Annotated in this window: 23 protein-coding genes and 1 tRNA gene; 12 read left to right on the top strand and 12 right to left on the bottom strand. The window is 62.5% G+C overall.

What is annotated here, in order from left to right; translation table 11 throughout:
* Nucleotides 1-67: 67 nt before the first annotated feature.
* On the top strand, nucleotides 68-1,009 hold the full coding sequence (locus JP75_RS23310; RefSeq protein WP_035087320.1) for a nucleoside hydrolase: 942 nt from the start codon (nucleotides 68-70) through the stop codon (nucleotides 1,007-1,009).
* A 178-nt stretch (nucleotides 1,010-1,187) separates the two neighbouring features.
* Here the strand turns inward: JP75_RS23310 and JP75_RS23315 are convergent, their stop codons facing one another.
* Complete coding sequence (locus tag JP75_RS23315; RefSeq protein WP_035087322.1) at nucleotides 1,188-2,774, bottom strand: ABC-F family ATP-binding cassette domain-containing protein; 1,587 nt, start codon at nucleotides 2,772-2,774, stop codon at nucleotides 1,188-1,190.
* A gap of 184 nt (nucleotides 2,775-2,958) precedes the next feature.
* Here JP75_RS23315 and JP75_RS23320 point away from each other — a divergent pair, with 184 nt between their 5' ends.
* Entirely contained in the window at nucleotides 2,959-3,570 is a 612-nt protein-coding gene (locus JP75_RS23320; RefSeq protein WP_035087323.1) for a LysE family translocator, read from the top strand.
* 34 nt (nucleotides 3,571-3,604) lie between these two features.
* Complete coding sequence (locus tag JP75_RS23325; protein WP_035087324.1) at nucleotides 3,605-3,811, top strand: hypothetical protein; 207 nt, start codon at nucleotides 3,605-3,607, stop codon at nucleotides 3,809-3,811.
* Here JP75_RS23325 and JP75_RS23330 read toward each other — a convergent pair.
* From JP75_RS23330 to JP75_RS23355, 6 genes are all read right to left on the bottom strand, one after another.
* The gene (locus tag JP75_RS23330; RefSeq protein WP_035087325.1) at nucleotides 3,808-4,365 is read right to left on the bottom strand and encodes a DUF2087 domain-containing protein; all 558 of its coding nucleotides are present in this window, start codon (nucleotides 4,363-4,365) and stop codon (nucleotides 3,808-3,810) included. The two genes, JP75_RS23325 and JP75_RS23330, sit on opposite strands and share 4 nt — an antisense overlap.
* 191 nt (nucleotides 4,366-4,556) lie before the next feature.
* Nucleotides 4,557-6,173 carry a dipeptide ABC transporter ATP-binding protein gene (locus JP75_RS23335; RefSeq protein WP_035087326.1) on the bottom strand — a complete coding sequence of 539 codons (1,617 nt, stop codon included), beginning with the start codon at nucleotides 6,171-6,173 and terminating at the stop codon, nucleotides 4,557-4,559.
* Nucleotides 6,173-7,036 (bottom strand): ABC transporter permease, encoded by an 864-nt coding sequence (locus JP75_RS23340; protein ID WP_051961269.1) that lies wholly within the window; start codon nucleotides 7,034-7,036, stop codon nucleotides 6,173-6,175. Before JP75_RS23340 ends, JP75_RS23335 begins: the two co-directional genes overlap by 1 nt.
* Complete coding sequence (locus JP75_RS23345; protein WP_035087327.1) at nucleotides 7,033-7,965, bottom strand: ABC transporter permease; 933 nt, start codon at nucleotides 7,963-7,965, stop codon at nucleotides 7,033-7,035. The genes JP75_RS23340 and JP75_RS23345 overlap by 4 nt, the downstream gene beginning before the upstream one ends.
* 10 nt (nucleotides 7,966-7,975) lie before the next feature.
* Entirely contained in the window at nucleotides 7,976-9,574 is a 1,599-nt protein-coding gene (locus JP75_RS23350) for an ABC transporter substrate-binding protein (RefSeq protein WP_035087328.1), read from the bottom strand.
* Between the two features lie 199 nt (nucleotides 9,575-9,773).
* Nucleotides 9,774-9,849: transfer RNA gene (locus JP75_RS23355), tRNA-Ile, on the bottom strand.
* 154 nt (nucleotides 9,850-10,003) lie between these two features.
* Between JP75_RS23355 and JP75_RS23360 the strand changes: the two genes are divergently transcribed.
* From JP75_RS23360 to phoB, 7 genes are all read left to right on the top strand, one after another.
* On the top strand, nucleotides 10,004-10,759 hold the full coding sequence (locus JP75_RS23360) for an IclR family transcriptional regulator (RefSeq protein ID WP_035087330.1): 756 nt from the start codon (nucleotides 10,004-10,006) through the stop codon (nucleotides 10,757-10,759).
* A 274-nt stretch (nucleotides 10,760-11,033) separates the two neighbouring features.
* Complete coding sequence (locus JP75_RS23365) at nucleotides 11,034-12,056, top strand: PstS family phosphate ABC transporter substrate-binding protein (protein WP_035087332.1); 1,023 nt, start codon at nucleotides 11,034-11,036, stop codon at nucleotides 12,054-12,056.
* A 69-nt stretch (nucleotides 12,057-12,125) separates the two neighbouring features.
* The gene (gene pstC, locus JP75_RS23370) at nucleotides 12,126-13,499 is read left to right on the top strand and encodes a phosphate ABC transporter permease subunit PstC (RefSeq protein WP_035087334.1); all 1,374 of its coding nucleotides are present in this window, start codon (nucleotides 12,126-12,128) and stop codon (nucleotides 13,497-13,499) included.
* A 1-nt stretch (nucleotide 13,500) separates the two neighbouring features.
* Nucleotides 13,501-14,868: a phosphate ABC transporter permease PstA gene (gene pstA, locus JP75_RS23375; protein WP_084587893.1), complete on the top strand. Its 1,368-nt coding sequence runs from the start codon at nucleotides 13,501-13,503 to the stop codon at nucleotides 14,866-14,868.
* Nucleotides 14,869-14,933: 65 nt separating this feature from the next.
* Nucleotides 14,934-15,716, top strand: coding sequence for a phosphate ABC transporter ATP-binding protein PstB (gene pstB, locus JP75_RS23380; RefSeq protein ID WP_035087410.1), 783 nt, complete (start codon nucleotides 14,934-14,936; stop codon nucleotides 15,714-15,716).
* A gap of 23 nt (nucleotides 15,717-15,739) precedes the next feature.
* On the top strand, nucleotides 15,740-16,450 hold the full coding sequence (gene phoU, locus JP75_RS23385; RefSeq protein WP_035087336.1) for a phosphate signaling complex protein PhoU: 711 nt from the start codon (nucleotides 15,740-15,742) through the stop codon (nucleotides 16,448-16,450).
* 198 nt (nucleotides 16,451-16,648) lie between these two features.
* Nucleotides 16,649-17,350: a phosphate regulon transcriptional regulator PhoB gene (phoB, locus tag JP75_RS23390; RefSeq protein WP_035087338.1), complete on the top strand. Its 702-nt coding sequence runs from the start codon at nucleotides 16,649-16,651 to the stop codon at nucleotides 17,348-17,350.
* Between the two features lie 4 nt (nucleotides 17,351-17,354).
* Here the strand turns inward: phoB and JP75_RS25620 are convergent, their stop codons facing one another.
* The gene (locus JP75_RS25620; RefSeq protein WP_051961271.1) at nucleotides 17,355-18,494 is read right to left on the bottom strand and encodes a GGDEF domain-containing protein; all 1,140 of its coding nucleotides are present in this window, start codon (nucleotides 18,492-18,494) and stop codon (nucleotides 17,355-17,357) included.
* Between the two features lie 280 nt (nucleotides 18,495-18,774).
* On the opposite strand from JP75_RS25620, the gene JP75_RS23400 reads away from it, so the two are divergent.
* On the top strand, nucleotides 18,775-19,701 hold the full coding sequence (locus JP75_RS23400; RefSeq protein WP_035087339.1) for an MYG1 family protein: 927 nt from the start codon (nucleotides 18,775-18,777) through the stop codon (nucleotides 19,699-19,701).
* Nucleotides 19,702-19,826: 125 nt separating this feature from the next.
* Nucleotides 19,827-20,102 (top strand): 30S ribosomal protein S21, encoded by a 276-nt coding sequence (rpsU, locus tag JP75_RS23405; protein WP_035087341.1) that lies wholly within the window; start codon nucleotides 19,827-19,829, stop codon nucleotides 20,100-20,102.
* A gap of 64 nt (nucleotides 20,103-20,166) precedes the next feature.
* Here the strand turns inward: rpsU and JP75_RS23410 are convergent, their stop codons facing one another.
* The 4 genes from JP75_RS23410 to JP75_RS23425 form a co-directional block, all read right to left on the bottom strand.
* Complete coding sequence (locus JP75_RS23410) at nucleotides 20,167-20,418, bottom strand: hypothetical protein (RefSeq protein WP_035087343.1); 252 nt, start codon at nucleotides 20,416-20,418, stop codon at nucleotides 20,167-20,169.
* Nucleotides 20,419-21,024: 606 nt separating this feature from the next.
* Entirely contained in the window at nucleotides 21,025-21,231 is a 207-nt protein-coding gene (locus JP75_RS23415) for a cold-shock protein (RefSeq protein ID WP_035087345.1), read from the bottom strand.
* Nucleotides 21,232-21,440: 209 nt separating this feature from the next.
* Nucleotides 21,441-21,890: a YaiI/YqxD family protein gene (locus JP75_RS23420; RefSeq protein WP_035087347.1), complete on the bottom strand. Its 450-nt coding sequence runs from the start codon at nucleotides 21,888-21,890 to the stop codon at nucleotides 21,441-21,443.
* A gap of 4 nt (nucleotides 21,891-21,894) precedes the next feature.
* Nucleotides 21,895-23,520, bottom strand: coding sequence for an MFS transporter (locus JP75_RS23425; RefSeq protein WP_035087349.1), 1,626 nt, complete (start codon nucleotides 23,518-23,520; stop codon nucleotides 21,895-21,897).
* Nucleotides 23,521-23,866: the final 346 nt, after the last annotated feature.

Here is a 23,866-nt window from a genome sequence, read left to right on the forward strand (position 1 = left end):
TGTCGACCGCCGCTCTTCGCCTCGTTAAAGTCCCGCCGTTTTCATCCGGTTTGTCCAGGGACTATTCATGCCGCGCAAGATCATCATCGACACCGACCCCGGTCAGGACGACGCCGTAGCCATCCTTCTGGCGCTGGCCTCCCCCGAAGATTTCGACGTCATCGGTGTCGTCGCCGTGGCCGGCAATGTCGGCCTCCACCACAATGCCAATAATGCGCGCAAAATCGTCGAACTCGCCGGCCGTCCCGACGTCCCCGTCTATGCCGGCTGCGCCCGCCCCATGCGCCGCACGCTCGTCACCGCCGAGCACGTCCACGGCGACACCGGCCTAAACGGCCCCGATCTGCCGGCGCCAAAAATCGAACTCCAGCCCCAACACGGCGTCGATTACATCATCGAAACCCTGCTTAGCGCCGAGCCCAAAACCATCACGCTCTGCACCCTCGGGCCCTTGACCAATATCGGCATGGCCCTCGTGAAAGAGCCGAAGATCGCCGAGCGCGTCGCCGAGATCGTCATGATGGGCGGCGCCTATTTCGAAGTCGGCAACATCACCCCGGCCGCCGAATTCAACATCTATGTCGACCCCGAAGCCGCCGACATCGTCTTCCGCAGCGGCATCAAGATCACCGTGCTACCGCTTGATGTGACTCATCAAATCCAGTCCACCCCGGCCCGCCTCAACGCGATTCTGGCGCTCGGCAATCGCTCCGGCCAGGCCGCCTACGACATGCTGACCTTCTCCGAAGGCTTTGACCTCAAGAAGTACGGCTGGGAAGGCGCCCCGCTCCACGACCCCACGGTCATCGCCTACCTCATCGACCCCACCCTCTTCGAAGGCCGCGAGTGCAACGTGACCGTCGAAACCGCAAGCGAACTCACCGTCGGCATGACCGTAACCGACTACTGGCACGTCACCGACAAGCCGCGTAACGCGACCTACCTCCGCAACGGCAACGCCGAAGGCCTCTTCAAGCTCCTCACGGAGCGCCTCGCCCGCCTGCCATAAGACAGTTGAGCGTACGCGCTTCCAAACCCACCAATCTCATCCCGCGAAAGCGGGGACCTCCGTTCCACTTCGAAGGAAAACAGAGGTTCCCGCTTCCGCGGGAATGACACCGAGTTTATGGAGCCCTTCGCCTCCCTCCCCCTTGTGGGGAGGGATTGAGGGTGGGGGGTATCGGCAATCACCGCGCCCCCAACTCCACCTCCCGCGTCACCCCAATATTCTCCAAAAACGTCCGATCATGGCTGATCACCAGGATCGCCCCATCGAACGCCCTGAGTCCCGCCTCGATCTTCTCCACCGCCTCGACATCGAGATGATTGGTCGGCTCATCAAGCACCAGCAGCATCGGCGGCGTCTTCCCGCCCACAGCGCAAGCCAGTCCCGCCCGCAGCATTTCCCCGCCGCTCAGCGTCCCCACCTTCTGCAGCGCCGCATCCGCCCGAAAGCTGAACGCCGCCAGCAATGACCGGCAATCATTCTCCGAACTCTCGCGATTAAGTCGCCCAAAATTCTCGACAATGCTCTCGCCCCGGTCCAGCAACCCCACCTGCTGATCGAGCAGCGCCATCGGCCCGCCGATCTGCACGGAGCCCGCAAACGGCGCCAATTGCCCGGTGAGCAGCTTGATCAGCGTCGTCTTCCCAGCCCCATTGGGCCCCGTCACCGCCACCCGCTCGGGCCCGATAATCTCCATATCGAAATTCCGGATCATCGGCGCCGCCTCGTCATAGCCCCCGGTCAACCCGCTCGCCCGCAGCACCACCTTGCCCGAAGGCAGATTGCTCGGCGCCAGTTTCACCGCGAATGGGGTAAGAACCTCGATCCGCTCCCGCGCCGCCCGCGCCTGCTCGCTCGCAGCACTCGCCATCTTTTCCGCCAGCGCGTCGAGCCCACCCGCCGTCTCCTCGGCCCGTCCTTTCAACCCGCCGAGCACGATCTTCGGCATGTCTCCCTTGGCGCCCTTGCGCCGTCCCCCAGCATCGCGCTGCGCCTGCTTTTCCCGCGCCTCCTGCGCCTTGCGCGCCACATCGCGCACCTGCCGCTCGGCCACATCGCGATCATGCTCGGCCGCCTGTAATTCCAACGCCTTGCGCTCGCGATAAAGGCTCCACCCGCCGCCATAGGTCTTCGCACCCAGCGTCGTCAGCTCAACAATCGCATCAACCTGTTCCAGCAAGCCGCGATCGTGACTCACGACAATGGCCGCACCCCGCCACCCCGCCAGCAGTTCCGCCACCGCCGCCCGGCCCTCGACATCGAGATTATTGGTCGGCTCATCGAGCAAGATCAGGTCCGGCTCGGCAAACACCAGAGCCGCCAACGCCGCCCGCGTCCTCTGTCCACCGGACAGAGTAGACAGCAACGTCTCCGCCGTCACGGGCAGCCCCAATTGCGCCACCGCTTCATCCAGCCGGGCCTCCAGCGTCCAGTCGGCCTCGGCCAATTCATCAACCGTCGCCTCCCCGCCCATCGCCTTGGCGAGCAAAAGCAACTCCGCGCGAACCCCAAAGAGATCGGCAACGGTCTCCCCCTCTGCCGGCTGCACCTGCTGCCGCAGCACACCCATGCGGCCCGTGCCGCTGATCGTGCCGCCGCTCGGCGTCAGTTCGCCGGCAATCAGCCGCAGCAGCGTGGTCTTGCCCACGCCATTGCGCCCCACAAGGCCTGTGCGGCCCGGGCCAAAGGTCAGATCGAGATCGGAAAAGAGTTTGTGGCCGTCAGGACCGGTATAGGAAAGATGCGAAATCGTTACGGAAACGGGCATGGATCGAGAATTCTCCAAGGGCAAGGCAGGTCGGCATTGCGTTGGAGAAGCGTTCCATCAGGCACCATCCGGTCGGGTTACGGTGCCCCATAAATAGCGCAGCGACAGGCAGCGTCAACCGCCCTCTGGCAAATCATCGGCCTCGGGAGTAGTGTCCGGCCTCTCTTTTCAGCGGACCACGCCCATGGATCTCTTCACCCTCGCCGCCTTCACCGTCGCCTATGCCATCGCCGTGCTCGTGCCCGGTCCCGGCGTAGCCGCAGTGGTCGCCCGTGCGCTGGGCGGCGGCTTCAAGGGTGCCTTCCCCATGGTCCTCGGTATCCTCGCCGGCGATCTCGTCTATTTCGTTTTCGCCGTCTTCGGCCTCGCCGCCATCGCCACATGGTTCGGCCCGATCTTCGTCATCGTGCGCTGGGCCGGCGCGGCATACCTGCTCTACATCGCCTGGAAATTCTGGACGGCAAAGCCCGGCGCCGAGCAGATGAAGCCCAAGAACGAAGACCCCTGGAAGACCTTCCTCGCCGGCTTCTCCCTCACCATGGGCAATCCGAAGACCATCGTCTTCTACCTCGCCATCCTGCCCACCGTGATTCCACTCGACCAGATGAACCCCGTCGCCTTCATCGAACTGACCGCCATCGTGGTCGTCGTCCTGCTGCTGATCGGTTGCGGCTATGCCTGGCTCGCCTCCGCAGCCCGCGAAATGTTCAAGAGCGAAAAGGCCTTGGGTCGTCTCAACAAGACTGCGGGCGCCATGATGGCAACGGCGGCAGGACTTGTCGTTCTTCAGCATTAATCTGGAAGTAACCAACACTTGCCATGCTCGTCCTATGGCAAGTCTCAGCACCATCTCCCAGATGTCTCGCTACGAGCAGATGAACTACTACCGCGAGAAGCGGAAGGCTGCCTATTCCCAGTTGCAAGCGCTGAACAGCCAGGCCAATGGCTTGGTCTCGGTCAAGCTTTCCGAGTCCCAGGGCCTGGGCAATCTGGCCGCCAAGATCGCCTATCAGCGCAGCACCAATAAGACGGCCTAAGCCACCTCTTCCGCCCGCCGGACCCGCCGCAACAACGGCGACAGTTCCACCGGCGGCTTCTGCTCGATCCGCTGATAAATCCGCCCATCCTTGCTGCGCACAGCATAGCCCAGCGACACCAGCGCCCGCCGCAGCAGCGCATGGTCGCCAAAGCTGGCCCATGCCGTCAGCAGCGCCGTCATCTCGGCATCCGAATAGATCCTGCCCGCCTCCATTCGGCTCCACAACGCCCAAAGGCAAAGCGGCTGCAAACTGTTCTTCGCCGGCCAGCGCATGAGCACACCGCGCTCATCAAAGTGCCGCGCCACCCGCTCGATCAGTTCGGAATCAGCCTTCGGCGCCGGTGCCACCTGCTCGGCAGCATCACTCTCGGCCCGGAAATGCTGGTAGTTCTTATACCCCGCCGACTTGCTCAACAGATTGAGCATCTCAACGTGGCCCAGCGGCGCAGTGCGCTCGCGGGGCGGCGCCTCGCGCTGCGCCAGAGCTTCCCGCAAAGCGCGGGCAAAAGCCGAGAGATCGGCGATAGTCAGTGCGTGAATTTCTCGCGACATGTCACATCCTTGTACATGCCTCAACCGCCAGTTAGGCAGTGTCGATGGTCACCGGCTTTCGACGAGGCACGAGGACGTCCTGTCGGTATTTCAATGAGCAGGTTTAGCTTCCCTCGCGGGACGGCGACGCCTCGGTGAACTGCAGACCGTGCCCCCGAAATACCCCGGCGACGCCGGAAACTCAAGACACCCTAGCCCGCCACGCCCTCCGGCAACCGCGGCTGCGCTGCCAGCAGCGCCCGCGTGTAATCGTGCCGCGGCGAAGCCAGCACCTCTTCGACCGCCCCTTCTTCGACGATCCGCCCCTCGTTCATCACCACGACGCGGTCGCTGACATGCTGCACTACACCCAGGTCATGCGACACAAAGACGATCGTCAGCCCCAGCCGCCGCTTCAAATCCAGCAACAGATCCAGCACCTGCGCCTGCGTCGACACATCGAGCGCCGAAACGGGCTCGTCGCAAACGAGAATTTCTGGCTCCATCGCCAGCGCCCGCGCAATCGCCACACGCTGCCGCTGCCCGCCCGACAATTGCCGCGGCCGCCGCGAAAGATGCGCCTCCGAAAGCCCCACCGACTTCAGCAGCGCCAACCGCCGCTCCGACCAGCTCGACCGTTCGAACCCACGCGCCTCCAGCGCCTCATCAAGGATTCGCTCCACTGTAAACCGCGGATCGAACGCGCTCATCGGGTCCTGCGACACCAATTGCACCAGATGCCGTAACGGCCGCCGCTGCCTCTCATGCAGCGCGGACCACTCCTCTCCCTTGAGCGTCACCGAGCCGCTATCGGGCGCCTCCAGCCCCATGATCAACCGCGCTAGGGTTGTCTTGCCGCTGCCCGAGGCCCCGACAATCCCGAGCGTCTCGCCGGCCACCACGGTCAGCGAAACATCATCCACCGCCGCCCGCTTGCCAAAAGTCCGAATGGCCCCATCAACCTCCAGAACCGGCAATCGCGGCACGAGACCGACATCAGTGCTTTCCCCACCTCCGCTCCCGGTCACCAGCGACCGCCCGCGCGTCCGCGCCGACGGAATGGCCGCCAGCAGCGCCCGCGTATAGTCATTCTGCGGATTGGAAAAAATCTGCGTCGGCGTGCCGCTTTCGACAGCCACGCCATCCTTCATGACAATGATCCGGTCCGCCAGCTCCGCCACCACCGCCAAGTCATGCGAAATCAGCAGCAGCGCCTTGCCCGCCTGCTTCATTCCATTGAGAAGCTTCAGGATTTGCGCCTGCACCACCACATCGAGCGCCGTCGTCGGTTCATCGGCGATCAGCAAGCCGGGATCGCCCGACAACGCCGACGCAATCAGCGCCCGCTGCCGCAAACCGCCGGACAATTGATGCGCATAGGCGCCAAGTCGGGTCTCAGCATCGGCGATCCCCACCTGAGTAAGAAGCTCAACCACCCGCCCCTTGACCTCATCCCGCGGCAACAGTCGATGCCGCTCGATGGTCTCGGCAACCTCCCTGCCGATCTTTCGCAAGGGATCAAGCGACACGAGCGCATCCTGCAGCACGAAGCCGATGTTCCGTCCTCGCACCCCGAGCCAATCCCGCTGCGACAGTTTTAGCAGCTCCCGCCCGGCCAAACTGACGCTGCCCGCAACCAGCGCATTGTCCCCCGCAAGCCCCACCAGCGCCCGCGCTGTCGCGGACTTGCCCGATCCGGACTCCCCGACGATGGCGACGCATTCCCCGGCATCGAGCGAAAAGCTCAAGCCTCGCACCGCCTGCACGTCGTCCTCATGCGAACGGCCCAAAAAGCGAATATTGAGATCGCGTACTTCAAGCAGCGCCATCACGCTCTCCCATCGGTCAGAGCCTTGATGTACCGGCCAAGCACGGTGGTCGAAATGATCGTCGCCGTCGCAAACACGCCCGGGAAAATCCCGACCCACCAGCCACGCCGCAAATAGCCCTGCCCTTCGGAGAGCATCAGCCCCCATTCCGGCGTCGGCGCCTTCGGCCCGAGCCCGAGATAGCTTAGCGCCGCCGATTGCAGGATGGCGCTGCCGATCCCCAGCGTCGAGAGCACGATCAGCGGCCCCACCGTATTGGGCAGGATATGCCGCAAAAGCGTCCGCATCGGCGGTTGCCCCAACACCCGCGCTGCTTCGACATAGCCCGAAGTGCGCACCACCATCACCTGCGCCCGCACGATGCGCGCATAGCCGGGAATGGACGCAATCGCGATGGCAATGAGAATATTGGTCACGCCCGTGCCGAGAAACGCCACCACGGCCATCGACATAAGAAGGCCCGGAAACGCCAGCAGCACATCGATAACGCGCATCAGCGCCAGATCGATGACCCCACCGGCAACACCCGCACTGAGCCCGATGACAATCCCCGCTGCCACAGCCAGCGCGGTCGCACAAAGCCCGATATAAAGCGAATAGCTGGCCCCATGCACCACGCGCGAGAAAATATCGCGCCCGAGTTGATCGGTCCCAAAGATATGCGCCCAGGACGGCGGCTTCAGCGACGCCAGCAGATCCGGAGCATAGGGATCGTAAGGCGCGACAAATCCGGGTGCCAAGGCGCAGACCACCATGAATGTCAGGATCAGCCCCGCCAGAAGCACACCAAGCGGCACGCGCCCACGCCGCAGCTTCCCGGCCGCTCTGCCGGCGCCGCCCATTTCAATGGAAAGATTGGTCATGCACGGGCTCGCAAACGCGGATCGACGACGCGATAGAGCAGATCGACGATGATATTGATGGTCACGAAGACGAAAGCCGAAAACAGCACGACGCCGAGCACCACCGGAATGTCCTGATTGCGCACCGCCTGCAGCGTGATCCGCCCCAGCCCCGGCCGTCCAAACACCTGCTCGGTGATGATGGCACCTGCCAGCAGCGCCCCAAACGTCTCTGCCGCAATTGTCAGCGCCGGGATCAGCGCATGCCGCAAGGCATGGCGCCAGCGTACCGCCCAAAGGGAAAGTCCTCGCGTCCGCGCCGTCAGCGCAAAAGGCTGCTCCAGCGCCTGATCCATCTCATTGCGCATCACCTGGCTCAGCGTCCCGAACAGCGCAATGCCCAGCGTCGCCACCGGTAGCACCAGCGATTTCCAGCCCTGATCTCCCACAACGGGAAAGATCGGCCATTGAAACGAAAAGAAGGTCAGCAGTAGCAGCCCGATCCAGAAGGCCGGCGTCGAAACGCTCACCAGCTCCAGCGATGAAATCACCCGCCGCAGCCAGTTGTCCCGCCCCGCCGTTGCCAGTGTCGCCAACACCGCCATTGAAAACGCCAGCAGCACCGCAAGGCTCGCGAGCGTAATCGTCGAACCCAACTCGCTGGTAATAATGGAAACCACCGTTCGCCGCTGCTGATAGGACGTCCCGAGATCGCCCGTCACAGTGCGGCCGACAAACCCCGCATATTGCCGCCAAAGCGGCTGATCGAGCCCGAAATCGGCGCGAATACGATCGCGCATTTCAGGCGTAACGGTGCTGTCCGCCCCATAAATCACCTGCACGGGATCGCTGGGCAACAGTTGCAACACGATGAATGCTAGAGAAGCGGCGGCCCAGAGGACCGCCGCTCCCGCCAGAAGGCGTGTAAAAAGCTCTTTGGCCAAGGCCAAGTCTAAAATCCTACTGCTGCAGCCAGACGTCGTAATAGCTGCCGACCTGGCCCGAAGTGCCGAAGGTCACACCCTGCACGCGATTGTTGACCGCGATCAAGACCTGCGGATTGGCAATCGGGATCAGGTAGGCATTGTCCTTGATGATCTCCTGAGCCTTCACATAGTGCCCAATACGCTCATCACGATCGGTCGTTGCCAGTGCCGCTTCAAGCTCGGCATCCAGCGCCGGGTCGTTCACAAAACCCCAATTGGTATTGGTTTCCCAAAGCTGCTCGGACTGGAATGCGCCGAACAGCAGGTTCGGTTCGGCCGCCGACTGCGAGGTATCGACGAGGTCATATTCATTGGCCTTGAAGCGCGCATCCACCGTGGCGAAGTCGAGCACTTCGCGGGTGAATTCAACGCCGATCTGCTGCAGATTGGCCTGGATGCCCTGCGCAAAAAGCTCACGCTGCTGATTGTTCCAGTTGACCGCCGAGAGGCTGACAAGGCTCAAGCGCTCGCCGTCCTTCTCACGAATCCCATCCGAACCAACCACCCAGCCTGCCTCATCAAGCAGCGCCGCAGCAGCCGCCGGATCATACGACCAAGAGCCTTCAAGCTTGGCGTCATAGCCAAACGAAATCCCCGGCGTCAGCGCCGAATAGGCCGGCGTCGCAGTGCCAAGGAACACGGCCTCGATGAGGCTCGGATAGTCGACGCCAATGCGCAGCGCTTCACGAACCTTCACGTCGGCCAGAGCAGGCTTGGACTGGTTGACCCAGAACGACCATGGAATACCCGGCTGTTCCGTCCGCAGCAGTGTCAGGCTGTCATTGGCCTCCACGTCTTCCACGGCAATCGCCGGAATACCCGTGGCGATATCAGCCTGGTCGGATTCAACCGCACCAACACGCACCGCATCTTCGGTCAGGAAGCGCAGTTCGACGCGATCGAGATACGCCGCGCCGTCGTGCACGGCATTCTCCGGCGCCCATGCATAGGCGTCATTGCGCTCAAGGATCAGGTCCTGCCCCGAGGTGCGGGCCACCACCTTGAACGGCCCCGAACCCACGGTGATGTCAGGACCACCAGTGCAGCGATCTTCCTTGGAATATTTTTCGATCGAAGCCGGCGACACAAAGCCCAGCACCGGCTCGCTGAGATCATGCAGCAGCGGGCTGTAGGCCGACTTGAGCGTCACAGTGACGACATTGCCATCGACGGCAACGCTCTCGACCGGCACGCCACCGGCACCCTTGTCATCCACCCAGCGCTGCAGGTTCACACGCACCGCTTCCGCGTCGAGCGCCGTGCCGTCATGGAACAACACGCCATCGCGAATGGTGAAAGCATAGCTGAGCCCATCGTCCGAAATCGCCCATTCGCTGGCGATCCAGGGATGGAACTGGCCTTCGAGATCTTCGGAGACGAGACGATCATAGACGTCCTGCAGCGCCGTCTGCGTATTGCGCGACGAGCCTTCGTTCTGGTCGAGGCAGAGCGGCTCATAGGTCACCACGCGCAGCGTTCCGCCGGTCTGGGCGTCCTGGGCAAAACTCGGCACAGCGGCGAGCATCGTCCCGCAAAGCAACAGCGAAAGGCCTCGTGCAACCGTCTTGGTCATCTTCTTCTCCTGATCACCGCGGCTTTCCCCGCAGCCCCTTAACTCTGCAAAATCCTACCAAAGGAGTCGAGAAAAGCGCTTGCGCGCCATGGCGTTGCCGGCGACACCGTTTTCCAATTTCGGCATCCAAGCCGAAATTAGATCGTACGACAACATGGATTCTATCCGGAAACGTTGGTCGTCATATCTGGAAGAAAGATGGTGCGCCCAGAGGGACTTGAACCCCCAACCAGACCGTTATGAGCGGTCGGCTCTAACCATTGAGCTATAGGCGCATTTGGGTTTTCCTAGGGTCTGACACCGCGAGTGGCAAGCTGATTTTCTCGGCCACCCGCAATCGCTGGATAAGTCAGCCCATATCGAACGACCTAGGGCCTTCCCTTCGCCCCCCATCCATGGCACCTCAGGCCATCACCACCCGAGGCCACCATGCGCGACGGAGACATCATTCACGGCCTGGCTCGCGGCCTCGCTGTCATAGAATGCTTCGATCAGGAGCACGCCCGCCTCTCCATCACCGAGGTTGCCCAACGCACCGGCCTCGAACGCGCCACCGCCCGCCGCTGTCTCCTCACCCTCGTGCACCTCGGCTACGCCACCTATGACGGAAAATTCTTCCAGCTCACCCCGCGCGTCCTGAATCTCGGCCACTTCTATCTCGCGGCAAATACCCTGCCGCAAATGATCCAGCCCTTCCTCGACGAACTCTCCGACGCGACAGGCGAAAGCGGCTCCGCCGCCGTCCTCGACGGCACCGACATTCTCTATGTCGCCCGCGCCGCCACCCGCCGCGTCATGTCGATCAATCTTGGCCCCGGCGCCCGGCTTCCGGCCTATTGCACCTCCATGGGCCGCATCCTCCTCGCCGCCCTGCCTCCCGAAGAAGCCCGCGCCATTCTCGATCGCTCCGATCTCGTCGCTTATACCAGCCGCACCAAGGCCGACCTCCCAAGCATCACTACCGAGCTTGCCGTCGTCGCCGCGCAAGGCTTCGCCGTCATCGATCAGGAACTCGAACTCGGCCTCTGCTCCATCGCCGTGCCGCTCTACAATTCCGCCGGCAAGACCATCGCCGCCCTCAATATCGGCGCCCAGACCGCCCGCGCCTCCACCTCGCGCATGATCGCAAGCTTCCTGCCGCTGATGCGAAAGATCCAGTCGGACCTCCGTCCGCTTCTGCGCTGAGCGAGGAACGAACTGTCACAATTGCCGACTAAGCTCATCTCCGACAGACCGGGAAACTTCGCTTCCATAGAGTCACAAAACGCTTTGTCATTTTGTGTCACAAAACTGATACTGTCAAAAATAACCCGATAAATCAGTTACTTGAACTGTCACAAACCAGTCACCTATCTGCAATAAAACCGTCGCTGGGCCCCAATATGGTCTGCCGCGTCACAGGGCGGCCTCAAGCAACGGCTGGCCATGTTCCAGAACCGAATTCCGAAAGGGAACTTTCATGAAGACCGCACTTTTCGCCAGCGTCGCCGTCGTCGCGCTCGCCGCCTTCGGCACGCCTGCTGCTTTCGCCCAGTCGCGCGACACCATCCAGATCGCCGGCTCCTCGACGGTCCTGCCCTTCGCCTCCATCGTCGCTGAAGAATTCAGCGCCGCTTTCCCCGAATTCAAGACCCCGGTCGTCGGTTCCGGCGGCACCGGCGGCGGCCTGAAGCAGTTCTGCGAAGGCACCGGCGACAACACCATCGACATCGCCAATGCTTCGCGTCAGATCAAGGAAGCCGAACTCGAGGCTTGCACCACCGCTGGCGTGACCGACGTTCGTGAAGTCCAGTTCGGCTTCGACGGCATCGTCTTCGCCTCGGCCGCTTCCGGCGCCGACTTCGCCCTGACCCCGGTTCAGGTCTACAAGGCCATCGCTGCCAAGGTTTATGTTGACGGCGCTCTCGTCGACAACCCCTTCAAGACCTGGAACGAAATCGACGCTTCGCTGCCGAACCAGCCGATCTCGCTGGCCATCCCGGCCTCGAACCACGGCACCCGCGAAGTCTTCCAGGAGAAGGTCGTGACCGCTGGCTTCAAGGAAGCCGGTCACCCCGAAGGTCTCTCTGATGAAGAAGTCCTGGCTCTCGAAACCACCTTCCGTCAGGACGTGGTCATCGAAATCTCGGGCGACTACACCGAGACCCTCGCTCGCCTGAACTCCGATCCGAACACCGTCGGCGTCTTCGGCCTCTCGTTCTACGAACAGAACACCGACACCCTCAAGGTCGCGACCGTCAACGGCATCGTTCCCTCCAAGGAAACCGTTGCCGCTGGTGAATACCCCGTCTCCCGTCCGCTGTTCTTCTACGTCAAGGGTCAGCACCTCGGCGTGATCCCGGGCATCGAAGAATACGTCCAGTTCTTCCTCTCCGAAGGCATCTCGGGCAATGGCGGCACTCTCGAAGCTGCTGGCCTGATCCCGCAGCCGGCTGAAAAGACCGCTGAAGTTCTCGCTGCTTTCGAAGCTGGCGCTCAGTAATAGACTTCTCGCGGGTCGCACCATTCCGGTGCGGCCCGCTCTTTCGTTTTCCCGCGGGGGCGCATCGCGATGAATGCTCTGGTCGTAGCCGGCGTACTAATTGTCCTTCTAGGCATTTCCTATCAGACCGGCTGGTCGAAGAGCCGAGGCCTCGTTACGGCCGATGGCGTCAAGGTTCACTCTCGCCCGCAATATCACGGGTCCTTCACCGCGATCTGGGCCATGGTCCCGGCGCTGGTTATCCTGCTGCTCTGGGCCTGGTTCGGCGGCGGCATCACCCACAATTACACTGTCTCGCAGATCCCGCAGGACATCCTCGTTTCGCTTGATCAGGCCGGTCTCAACGGCGCGATCATCCGCATCAATGCCCTGGCATCCGGCTATGGCGTGGCGGGCGAAATTGCCCCTTGGGAACAGGCCGCCGGCGACGCCCTGCGCTCCTTCAATTTCCTCACCTTCGCCGGCACGCTGATCCTCGCGGTCGTTGCCGGCGGCGCAGGCCTTGCCTATGCCCGCTCCCGCATCACCGCGCGCCTCCGGGCCCGCAATTCGGTCGAGCGCGTCGTCAATGTCCTGCTGCTCGCCTGTTCCGCCGTCGCCATCCTGACCACTGTCGGCATCGTCGCCTCGCTGGTCACCGAAGCGTTCCGTTTCTTCACCTTCATTAATCCGCTCGATTTCTTCTTCGGTACCGTCTGGGCCCCGAACAATGCCGGCGGCACCAATTACGGCTCCTACGGCCTCCTGCCGTTGCTTGCCGGTACACTGATGATCACGGCCATCGCCATGCTGGTTGCTGTGCCGGTCGGGCTCATGTCGGCCATCTATCTCAGCCAGTACGCACCAAAGTCGTTCCGCGCTGTCGCAAAACCCCTCATCGAAATCCTCGCCGGCATCCCGACCATCGTCTTCGGCTTCTTCGCCCTCGTCACGGTCGGCCCGTTCCTCCGCGATTTCGGCAATGCCATCGGTCTCCAGATCAGCGCCACCTCGGCCCTGACGGCGGGTATCGTCATGGGCATCATGATCATCCCCTTCGTGTCGTCCCTCTCCGATGACATCATGAACCAGGTGCCCCGCACTCTGCGCGACGGCGCCTACGGCCTCGGCGCCACCCAGTCCGAAACCATCCGCAACGTGCTGCTGCCCGCCGCCCTCCCCGGCATTGTCGGCGCCTTCCTCCTCGCCGTCAGCCGCGCCATCGGTGAAACCATGATCGTGGTTCTCGCCGCGGGCAACGCGCCGATCCTGCGCGGCAGCCCATTCGAGCCGGTTTCGACCATTACCGTTTCCATCGTCAACCAGCTCACCGGCGATACCGATTTCACCGGTCCGCAGTCGCTCGTTGGCTTTGCCCTGGGTCTCACCCTCTTCGTCGTGACCCTCTGCCTCAATATCTTCGCCCTCTACATCGTCCGCCGCTTCCGGGAGCAGTACGAATAAAATGGCTACTGACATTCAGACTTCCCCCGAAAAGGCCTCGAACGATCGCACGCGCATCATCCGCGATGGCCTGCGCCGTCGTCACACGAGCGAACAGATCTTCCGCGGTCTCGGCATTGCAGCGATCGCCATCGCTCTCGGCTTCGTCGCCCTGCTCTTCGTGGACGTGTTCCGCAAGGGCGTCCCGGCCTTCGTGCAGTCCAACCTGCACCTTTCGGTGACCTTCGATGCCGAAGTCATCGATGTGGGCCCGGCCCCGGCGCGTGCCGATTTCCCGTCGGACGCCGAATACACCGCTGCCAGCCTCAAGTGGCAGCGTGACCTGGCCCTGCTGAACTGGAACACGATCGTCGAAGCCTCGCTCCGCAAGGCCGCGCCGGAAGGTTTCGAGATCGACAGCCGCCAGATCCAGTCGATCCCGGAAACCAACGCCCGCCACCAGATCCGCGAAATGTTCGTGCGCGATCCGTCCCTTCTCGGCCAGACTGTTGAAGTCGACGTGCTCGCTTCGGCCAATGCCGCCAACTGGATCAAGGGCAATATCGACCGCAGCCTCGGCGACGCCCAGCAGCAGCTTTCCGCTCCCGCCCGCCAGCTCATCGATACCTTCGTCGAGAACGGCACCATCTCGAACGGCTTTGCCTGGACGATCTTCACCAATGTCGACAGCCGCGCGGCTCCTGCCTCGGCCGGTCTCCTCGGTGCCTTCGTCGGCACGCTGTGGATGATGCTGATCGTGGTTCTCCTCGCCGTTCCAATCGGCGTGGCCGCAGCCATCTATCTCGAAGAGTTCGCGCCGAAATCGCGTCTCACCGACCTCATCGAAGTCAACATCAACAACCTCGCCGCCGTCCCCTCGATCGTTTTCGGTCTTCTCGGCGCCGCCGTGTTCATCAACTGGTTCCACCTGCCGATTTCGGCACCGCTGGTCGGCGGTCTTGTGCTGACCCTGATGACCCTTCCCACCATCATCATCGCCACCCGTGGCGCTCTGATGGGCGTCTCCCCGGCCCTGCGCCAGGCGGCTCTCGGCATGGGTGCCTCCAAGACCCAGATGGTGTTCCACCACGTCCTGCCCACGACCTTCCCGTCGATCCTCACGGCCACCATTCTGGGCGTCGCTCACGCTCTGGGTGAAACCGCGCCGCTGCTCTTGATCGGTATGAAGGCTTTCGTAGCCTCGGTTCCTGCCACTCCGCTCGACCAGGCCGCCGCCCTCCCCGTCCAGATCTATCTCTGGCAGGGCAATGAAAACCGCAATTTCTTCGAACCCCGCACGGCTGCTGCCATCATGGTACTGCTCGCGGTCATGATCCTGCTCAACGGCGCAGCTATCTATCTCCGCTCGCGCCTTGAAAAGCGTGCTTAAGGATGAGCCAAATGGATATGCTTGCCGGCAAGGTTAAGAAGACCTCTCTGAATCTGGACTCCGCCATGAACCCGACAGACGTGCTCGAACGCCCCATCCGCCTCACCGCTCGCGACGTGACCGTGCACTACGGCGCCAAGCAGGCTCTGCACGGCATCTCGATCGACATCCCCGATCGCGCCGTCACCGCCTTCATCGGGCCGTCGGGCTGCGGTAAGTCCACGTTCCTGCGCTGCATCAACCGCATGAACGACACCATCGAAGGCGCCAAGGTCGGCGGCACCATCAAGCTCGACGGCGAGGACATCTACGCCCCGGCGCTTGACGTCGTCGAACTGCGCGCCCGCATCGGCATGGTCTTCCAGAAGCCGAACCCCTTCCCCAAGTCGATCTACGACAACGTTGCCTATGGCCCGCGTATCCATGGCCTCGCCAAGTCCAAGTCCGACCTCGATGAGATCGTCGTGTCCTCGCTGCGCAAGGCTGGCCTTTTCGAAGAAGTGAAGGATCGCCTGCAGGAGCCCGGTACCGGCCTTTCCGGTGGCCAGCAGCAGCGTCTCTGCATTGCCCGCGCCATCGCCGTCGGCCCCGAAGTGATCCTCATGGACGAGCCCTGCTCGGCCCTCGACCCGATCGCGACCGCCGTCATCGAAGAGCTGATCGACGAACTGCGTGAGAACTACACCATCGTCATCGTGACCCACTCGATGCAGCAGGCTGCCCGCGTTTCCCAGCGCACCGCCTTCTTCCACCTCGGCAACCTGATCGAACAGGGCCCGACCGAGGACATCTTCACCAATCCGGTGAACAAGCAGACCCAGGACTACATCATGGGCCGCATCGGCTGATCGCGGAACGAGGAACCAACGTCATGCCCAATACCGCATCCGACCACATCGTCTCGTCCTTCTCCGACGAGCTCAACACCCTCGCCCAGGCCATTGCCGAAATGGGTGGCCAGGTTGAAGTCGCCATCGAGAACGGCACCAAGGCCCTTCTCAAGCTCGACCGCGAGCTGGCCGACCTCACCATCATCGCCGACCAGCGCATCGACGACATGCAGCGCCGGATCGACGACATGTGCGTCTCGATCATCGCCCGTCGTCAGCCCATGGCCAGCGACCTGCGCTCGATCGTCACCGCCATCCATGTCGCCAACGACCTCGAACGCGTCGGCGATATGGCCAAGCAACTTGCCCGCCGTTCGCTCAAGCTCGAAGGCATCAACCTGCAGCCGACCTTCTACAATGGCGTCAAGAACATGACCGCCCTTGTGCTGCGTCAGGTCAAGGACGCCCTCGACGCCTATGCCAATCGCGACGCTGCGGCATCGGTGGAAGTGTGCAACCGCGACGACGAAGTCGACGCCATGTACACCTCGCTCTTCCGCGAACTCCTGACCTATATGCTGGAAGATCCGCGCAACATCACCACCTGCACGCATCTGCTGTTCTGCGCCAAGAACCTGGAACGCATCGGCGACCACGCCACCAACATCGCCGAGCGCGCCTACTACCTGCAGACTGGCAAGCAGCTCACCGCTGACGTGCAGGAACTGCATCGCACCCAGATCAAGGCATAGCCACTCTCGCCTTGTGACCACCCCAAACCGGCCATCATCCGCTTTTGGGGGCTTCGAACCGTCCCGAAGGGCAAATCTCTCCAGTGGAGAGATTTGAGGTGAGAAGGCCATGAGAGCTGTGCTCGAATGGCGAAGAGGATGATGACAAAACCGAACGAATGACGGCAGCATGCGGCTGCCGATCGATGGAGCACGCCTATGCCCGCGACCATTCTCGTTGTCGAAGACGAGGGCGATATCGCCATCCTGCTGCGCTACAACCTCGAAGCCGAGGGTTTTCGCGTCGTCACCGCTGAAACCGGCGACGAAGCCCAGCACGCCATTGCCGAAAAGCTGCCCGACCTGATCCTGCTCGACTGGATGCTGCCCGAAATTTCCGGCATCGAACTCTGCCGGCGCCTGCGCGCCCGCGAGGAAACCTCGCGCATCCCGGTCATCATGCTGACCGCCCGCGGTGAAGAAGAAGAACGCGTCCGCGGTCTCTCCACCGGCGCCGACGACTATGTCGTAAAACCCTTCTCGGTCCCCGAGCTGGTCGCCCGCATCCACGCCCTCCTCCGCCGCGCCAATCCCAATCTGGTTACGGCAGCGCTGAAGGTTGGCGATCTCGAACTCGACCGCACCACCCACCGCGTCCGCCGCTCCACCCGCGACGTACACCTGGGCCCCACCGAATATCGCCTGCTCGAGTATCTCATGCGCCATCCCGGCCGCGTCTATTCGCGCGAGCAGCTTCTCGATGGCGTCTGGGGCAATGACGTCTATGTCGACGAACGCACCGTCGACGTCCATATCGGCCGCCTCCGCCGCGCCATCAATCGTGGCCGCGAAAACGACCCGATCCGCACGGTCCGCGGCGCCGGCTATGCCTTCGACGAGCGCTTCGGCCAGCCGGCTTAAAACCTCACGCAGCTTCGGTCTCGGCTTCGGCCGGGACCTCTGATCTCACCACGCGATTGCGGCCCGCCGTCTTGGCTTGATAGAGGGCCGCATCCGCCCGCCCAAAGGCGCTTTGCGGCGTCTGGCCCGCCCCATATTCGGCAATGCCAAAGCTGGCACTGATCCACCATTCCGGCGGCATGCCGGCATGCTGGAGATCCTTGAATTTCTTGCGCACCCGATCCGCCTCGATCATGGCGGCCTGCCCCGAAAGCCCCGGCACGATCACCGCGAATTCCTCGCCTCCGACCCGCCCGGCCTGATAGCCGCTCGCGCGCAGGAGATCGGCAAAAGCGCAAAGCGCCTTGTCTCCGGCCAGATGCCCGAACCGGTCATTGATCGTCTTGAAGTGATCGATATCGCAAAAAACCACGCTGCCCCCGACCTTGCTGACCACGCCGCCCAATTGATGAAAGGCCTGGTGGTTCAGCAGTCCCGTCAGGCTGTCGCATTCGGACCGCCGCCGATAGTTGACGATCACGCCATTGATGATCCGCGCCAGCAGCAGGAACATGGCCAGCACCGAAAACACCGCCGAAAACAACAGCGTCGCGCGTTCGAGCATGCTGGCGCGCAGCACGCCATAGGCCATATCGGCCGGAAAAATCAGCGGATAAGCCACGCCCCGCAGCACGAAAATGGCAATCACGCATCCGACGACCGCCAGCAGCACGTTCTCCACCACCCTGCGCTCGCGAAAATTCATCAGCCGCTGCAAGCTGTCAAACAGCGCCAGCGCACAGGCAAACTGGAAAACCGGCGTCCGCAACACGAAGGGCACATCCGCGAGCTTGAGCCCAATCCCAAGCACCGTCAGCAGCGCCACCGCCACATAGAGCCAGCGGTTCTGCTCATCCCGCCCCAGAGCCGCGCGAATGGATTGGCCGAAACAAATATAGGCGAGCGGGGTCAGTATGGAGACCGCGATCGAGCTCAGCACCATTTCATGGGCGTCGGCAAGAAAGGCGGTCTGCACCGTGGCAGCCACTGCCGTGGCCGTCAGCCAGGCGAGCGACGTCAGCCGTCGCATACCGAAGAAAACGCTGACGCAGAGCACTGCCAGAATGGCAAAGCCCCCAGTCGTCACCCAGCTGAGACTGACCATCTATCCTCCCGTGGATGAGGTTTGCCTGTCGCAATTGACCGCGCTGCGGGCCTGCACGCCTGCTGCTTGCGGCGGAGACATAAAGATGCCGGGTTAATGGGATGCTTATGGTTTTGTCGTCCCATCGTCGCAATCTCGCGCCAAGGACAATGCCGGCCCCATATCTTAACGCTTTCTTAACGATGACATTGCATCCCGCCGCCGAAGCAGGATAGCAAGAGCTGTCGAGCCCGCGTGGGGTCGTGACGCCCCGATAGAAATTTGCAGGACCGCCCCAGAGATGACACCAGCATTCCTCGTCACCCACTCCGGTGGATTTCATGCCGACGAACTGCTGTCGAGCGTCATCCTGACCCGGCTCTTCCCAAATGCCGAGATCGTGCGCAGCCGCGCCCCGGAATGGATCACCCCTGCCCCCGATCGCATCATCTACGATGTCGGTGGCGCCTATGATGCCGACCTGAGGATTTTCGACCACCACCAGCGCGGCGCTCCGCTGCGCGACGACGGCCAGCCCTATAGTTCCTTTGGCCTCGTCTGGAAGCACTTTGGTCGCGACTACATCGCCTCGTTCAATGTTCCGGCTGAACATATCGAAAGCGTACACGCTTCCGTCGATGGCAACCTGGTGCTCCCCATCGACCTCGTCGACAATGGCGCCATCAGCCCCTCCGGCCCCCTGGCAAGCCTGTCCCTCTCCTCTCTTCTCGAAACCCTGAAGCCCGATTTCGACGATCGCGACGGCGATGCCGACAATCAGGCGTTCCAGAAAGCCCTTGTCGTCGCCCGCAGCTTCGTCGAAGCCGGCGTTACCCGTAGCGCCGCAAAACTCCGCGCCGAAGCCCTGGTCACGAAGGCCATCGAGGCCACCGGCCCCGGTCGCGTGCTCGAACTGCCCATGGGCATGCCTTTCCGCGCCGCCATCGTGAAGGCCGGCGCCGATCACCTGCTGTTCGTCGTCCATCCGCGCGACAAGGATTGGTGCCTCACCGGCATCCGCCGCAGCGAAGACGGTTTCGAGCTGCGCGCCGACCTGCCCGCCGCCTGGGCCGGGCTCACCAATTACGATCTGGAAGTGGCGAGCGGCGTCGAAGGCGCCACCTTCTGCCACAATGGCCGCTTCATCGCCGCCGCCAAGACGCGCGATGCCGCTCTGGCCATGGCCGAAATCGCCGTCGCCGAAGCTCTGGGCAGCCGCGCCGCCTGATAGACCATCACAACCCCACTTCACGGGTTGGCAGCGCGGATCGGGCCTGATAACGAAGGGCACCGATCACAGATCGACTCCGCCTGCCTTTGATGGAGAAGGCGCACACCAAGTTAGGAAATTTTTTGCAGGTCCAGGTACGCGACAACAACGTCGACCAAGCCCTCCGCGTTCTCAAGAAGCGTCTTCAGCGCGAAGGCGTCTTCCGCGAGATGAAGCTTCGCAAGTATTTCGAGAAGCCCTCGGAAGAACGCGTCCGCCGCAAGGCCGAAGCCATTCGCCGCAACCGCAAGGCTGCGCGCAAGCAGGCCATTCGTGAGGGTCTGATCGCAGCGCCCAAGCGCCCCGCAGGCAGCTTCGGCGGTCGCGCTGGCGGCTCGGGTCCACGTTCGCAGGACTAAGAACTGCCTTCGAAACTGGATACCAGTTCGGAACAAGCAAACGCCGGCCTCTTGGCCGGCGTTCTTATTGGCGCGTTCCGCGCGCCTGGCCGATGATTTCCATCTGGCGATGGAGGGACCGGATCTGATCCGGGCCAAGTGTCTGGCCATCGATCTTGAGCATCGCGCCGTGAAGGCTCACGGGCGCCGCCTGTTCCATGGCGAAGCGTACGGCCTTGGCGGCCGACGAAAAGCGCCGTGCCCCCTGTGCCAGCGCCGTTGCCACGTCGCTGCCGAGGAACAATTCGCTCGGGCTATTGAGTATATACGTATTCATTCTAGTCTTTCTGCCGGCAAATAGCCGGTTTTGCGCAGCGCTCTTCGCACTGCCTTCTGATTCACTTTCGCAATATTGCTTGGTGATTGTCTCAGCCGCGTGACAGTGCCGGCAACGGCGCCATGCGCCGCGCTTCGGGGCAAGAACACTCCTGGCCCGGCGCTAACCGGAACCCGCTGAGGTATCGATATCAGCCGTTGGCTGACGTCTAGCGCTTGTTTACAGCGATGCTGAAGACGCTGGCGCCTTCTGCACGAGCCGACCTGGACGCGTCGCTGGGCGACAGATCGCCCTCTTCGACAACGCGTTCATTGGTCTCACCGCGAGACTTTACCCGATAAAGTACCGGGCCAATCTCATGTGGGAGACAGGAAATCACTTCGCAAGGGCCCGCTGGCCGGTTGCTGTGACGCGGGGCGGAGCGCAGGTCGAGCATCTGGCCGACTTTATAGAGGTGAGACATCGAGCGCTCCTTAAGAGCCGGGGCGCGGAGCGCCCCGACGAAACTCAAATGGAAAGCGCTTTCAGAAAAGTGGAGACCACGGTCTGAAAACGCGACACAGCAAAGCTTTAGCCGTCGCGATCCCTCGGGGATCGCAAAACGCCTTAAGCGAGCTGTACGTTGATGGCAGATTCACGCCCGTCACGACCCTTTTCGAGGTCGAAAGTCACCTTCTGGCCATCGGCAAGGCTGGAGATACCAGCGCGTTCCAGCGCAGAAATGTGGACAAAGGCATCCTTGCCGCCATCATCGGGCGAAATGAAACCAAAGCCCTTGGTCGAGTTGAAGAATTTCACGGTACCATTGGTCATGGCGTTTTCCTGAATTGGCTCGAAGCAGTGCAAGCGAGCAGTTCTCCTGCAGCCACATGCCACAGGAGCCTAGTAACGTTTGCAGTTCGGAAGGAAAGCCAAACAACCGGACATACCGGGAGGGTCAGTTCGCCAACAGGGGCAGAAAACGTATTCTCCTATACTCTACGGCAAATGCGCCAAAGTCAAGGCGTCGGCCGCTTCGGCCCCTAGCCCCGCTTTGCGCGCTGCACCAGCGCATCGAACTGCTGCAGAAAGTTGAAGCGGTCCTTCGCTGAAAAGGCCGCATTGAATCCCCTGCTTTCACCCGTCTCACGAAGATGCTGGTTCAGGTCCCGCATGGCGAGCGCCATGCCAATGGAGTCCGTCGTAAAGAGCTTCCCCGTCGGCCCGATCGCCGCCCCGCCCTTGGCGAGGATACGGCTCGCCAGCGGAATATCCGCCGTCACCACCACATCCCCCGCCGCCGAATTCTCGACGATCCAGTCATCGGCCGCATCGGCGCCCTGTGGCACCATCACATTGCGCACCATGGGATCGTGCGACGGCCGAAGCCCGAAATTGGCGACATAGGTAATCACGAGCCCATGCCGCTCGGCCACCCGCGCCGCCTCGTCCTTTACGGGACAGGCATCGGCATCGACGAAAACCGCAACCATGGCGCTAGACCTCCGGGCTATCGCGCAGCGGCGTCGTATCGTCGAGCGGCACCGTCTGCCGCTCGATCATCCGATGCACCACCGGCATACCCGGCCCGCGATGCAGCGCCCGCAACTGCTCCGTATTGTCCGCATCCGCCTTGGTGCGCCGCAGATTGTGCCGGACATAGTCGACCCAGGTCGGCACATGGTAGCTTTCCACCCACACATAGGGCTTTTCGAGATCGCGCAGCAGACCCCATTGCCGTGCCCCGTCACGAATGCGAATCCGCCGCCGCTCGCTCATCAGCGCCAGGAAGCGCGGAATATCCTCCTGCGCAATCTGATAGTCGATCATGATCATGATCGGCCCGCTACGCGGCATCAGGTCGAGTTTTAAGAGCGGTTCATTGAACGTATCGAGCGGATTGAGGTCCCGTTCATTGAACTGCGGCAACGGAAGCCTCAACCCCACGACGAGACAAAGCACCAGCACGCCCGCCGCCAGCACCAGCGCCCATTGCGGGTCAGCCGCATCGGCCGTCAGACCCCAGACCCAACTGCCCCCGGCCATGCCGCCAAAGGTCGCCGTCTGGTAAAGCGACAGCGCCCGCCCCACCACCCAGCGCGGGGCGGAAAGCTGGATCGACACATTGAACAGCGAGAGCGACAGCACCCAGCAGGCGCCCGCCGGCAGCAGCACGAAATGGCTCAGGATCGGATCGCGGCTGAATGCCAACCCCAGACAGCTCAGCGCAAAGCCGAGGCAAGCGATGCGGACGATCACCTCATTGGAAAAGAGCTGCCGCACCCGTCCATTGACCACGGCCCCGGCAATTGCCCCGAGCCCAAAACACCCCAGCAGCGTGCCATAGACCAGCGCCCCGCCGCCCACATATTCCTCCGCCACCGAAGGCAGGAGCGCCATGATGACGATGGCGGCAAAACCAAAGAGAAAGCCGCGGAACAACACCGAAAGCAGGTTCGGCGACAGCGACACATAGCGCACCCCGGCCCACATGGCGCTGCCAAGGTGTTCGCGCGGCAACCGCGCCTTGACCTTTTGCGGCTTCCACCGCCACAGTGCCCCGATCAGCGCCAGATAGGACACGGCGTTCACGGCAAAAGCCGCGCTCGCCCCGGCAAAGGCCACGATCATGCCGCCCACCGCCGGACCGACGCTGCGCATCATGTTAAAACCCATGGCATTGAGCGCCACCGCGCCCGGCAGATCCTCACGCGGCACGATATCGCCCATCGAGGCCTGCCAGGACGGATTGAACAGCGCCGTCCCGCAGCCGATGAGAAAGGTGAACATCAGCAGCAGCCATGGGTTGAGCAACCCCATCCAGGCCGTCACCGCCAGCAGCAGCGACACCAGGGCCATGCCACTTTGCGCCACCAGCATCACGCTACGCCGGTCGAAATTGTCCGCCAGCGCCCCGGCCGCAATGGAAAACACCATGATCGGCAGCGTGTTCGACGCCTGCACCAGCGCCACCATATTGTGCGACGTGGTCAGCGTCGTCATCATCCAGCCCGCGCCGACCGCCTGTACCAATCCCCCGAGATTGGAGAACAGGGTCGCCAGCCACAGTGTCCGAAAAGTCTCGTGACGGAATGGCGCCGTAATGGATGTGCGCTCGGCCATGATGATTCAACTCCTGCCCCTGTCATGGGCGAGTCTTCGATCCGTGCCAAAGGCAAAATCACTCCGGTGGAGCGATTTTAGGAGAGAAGGCCATGAGAGCTAAGCTCGAATGGCAGCCAGGGTGGCAAGCTTCGAAACGTCCCGCAGGGCAAATCATGCCGATGGCAATGCCTGAGCCGAGTGGAACGTCAGAAAGCAGTCCGCCACCGCAGGCCACGACTATCTCGTTCCCACACCATCTCTCCCCACCACAATCTCCCTGCCCCCAAAGCCTCTCCCCAACCCCAAGCCCGTGACACCTAAAACTCACAACAAACGACCGATGCCCTTCGCGCCGAATCCCGTT

Source organism: Devosia riboflavina, from assembly GCF_000743575.1.
Classification (GTDB): Bacteria; Pseudomonadota; Alphaproteobacteria; order Rhizobiales; family Devosiaceae; genus Devosia; species Devosia riboflavina.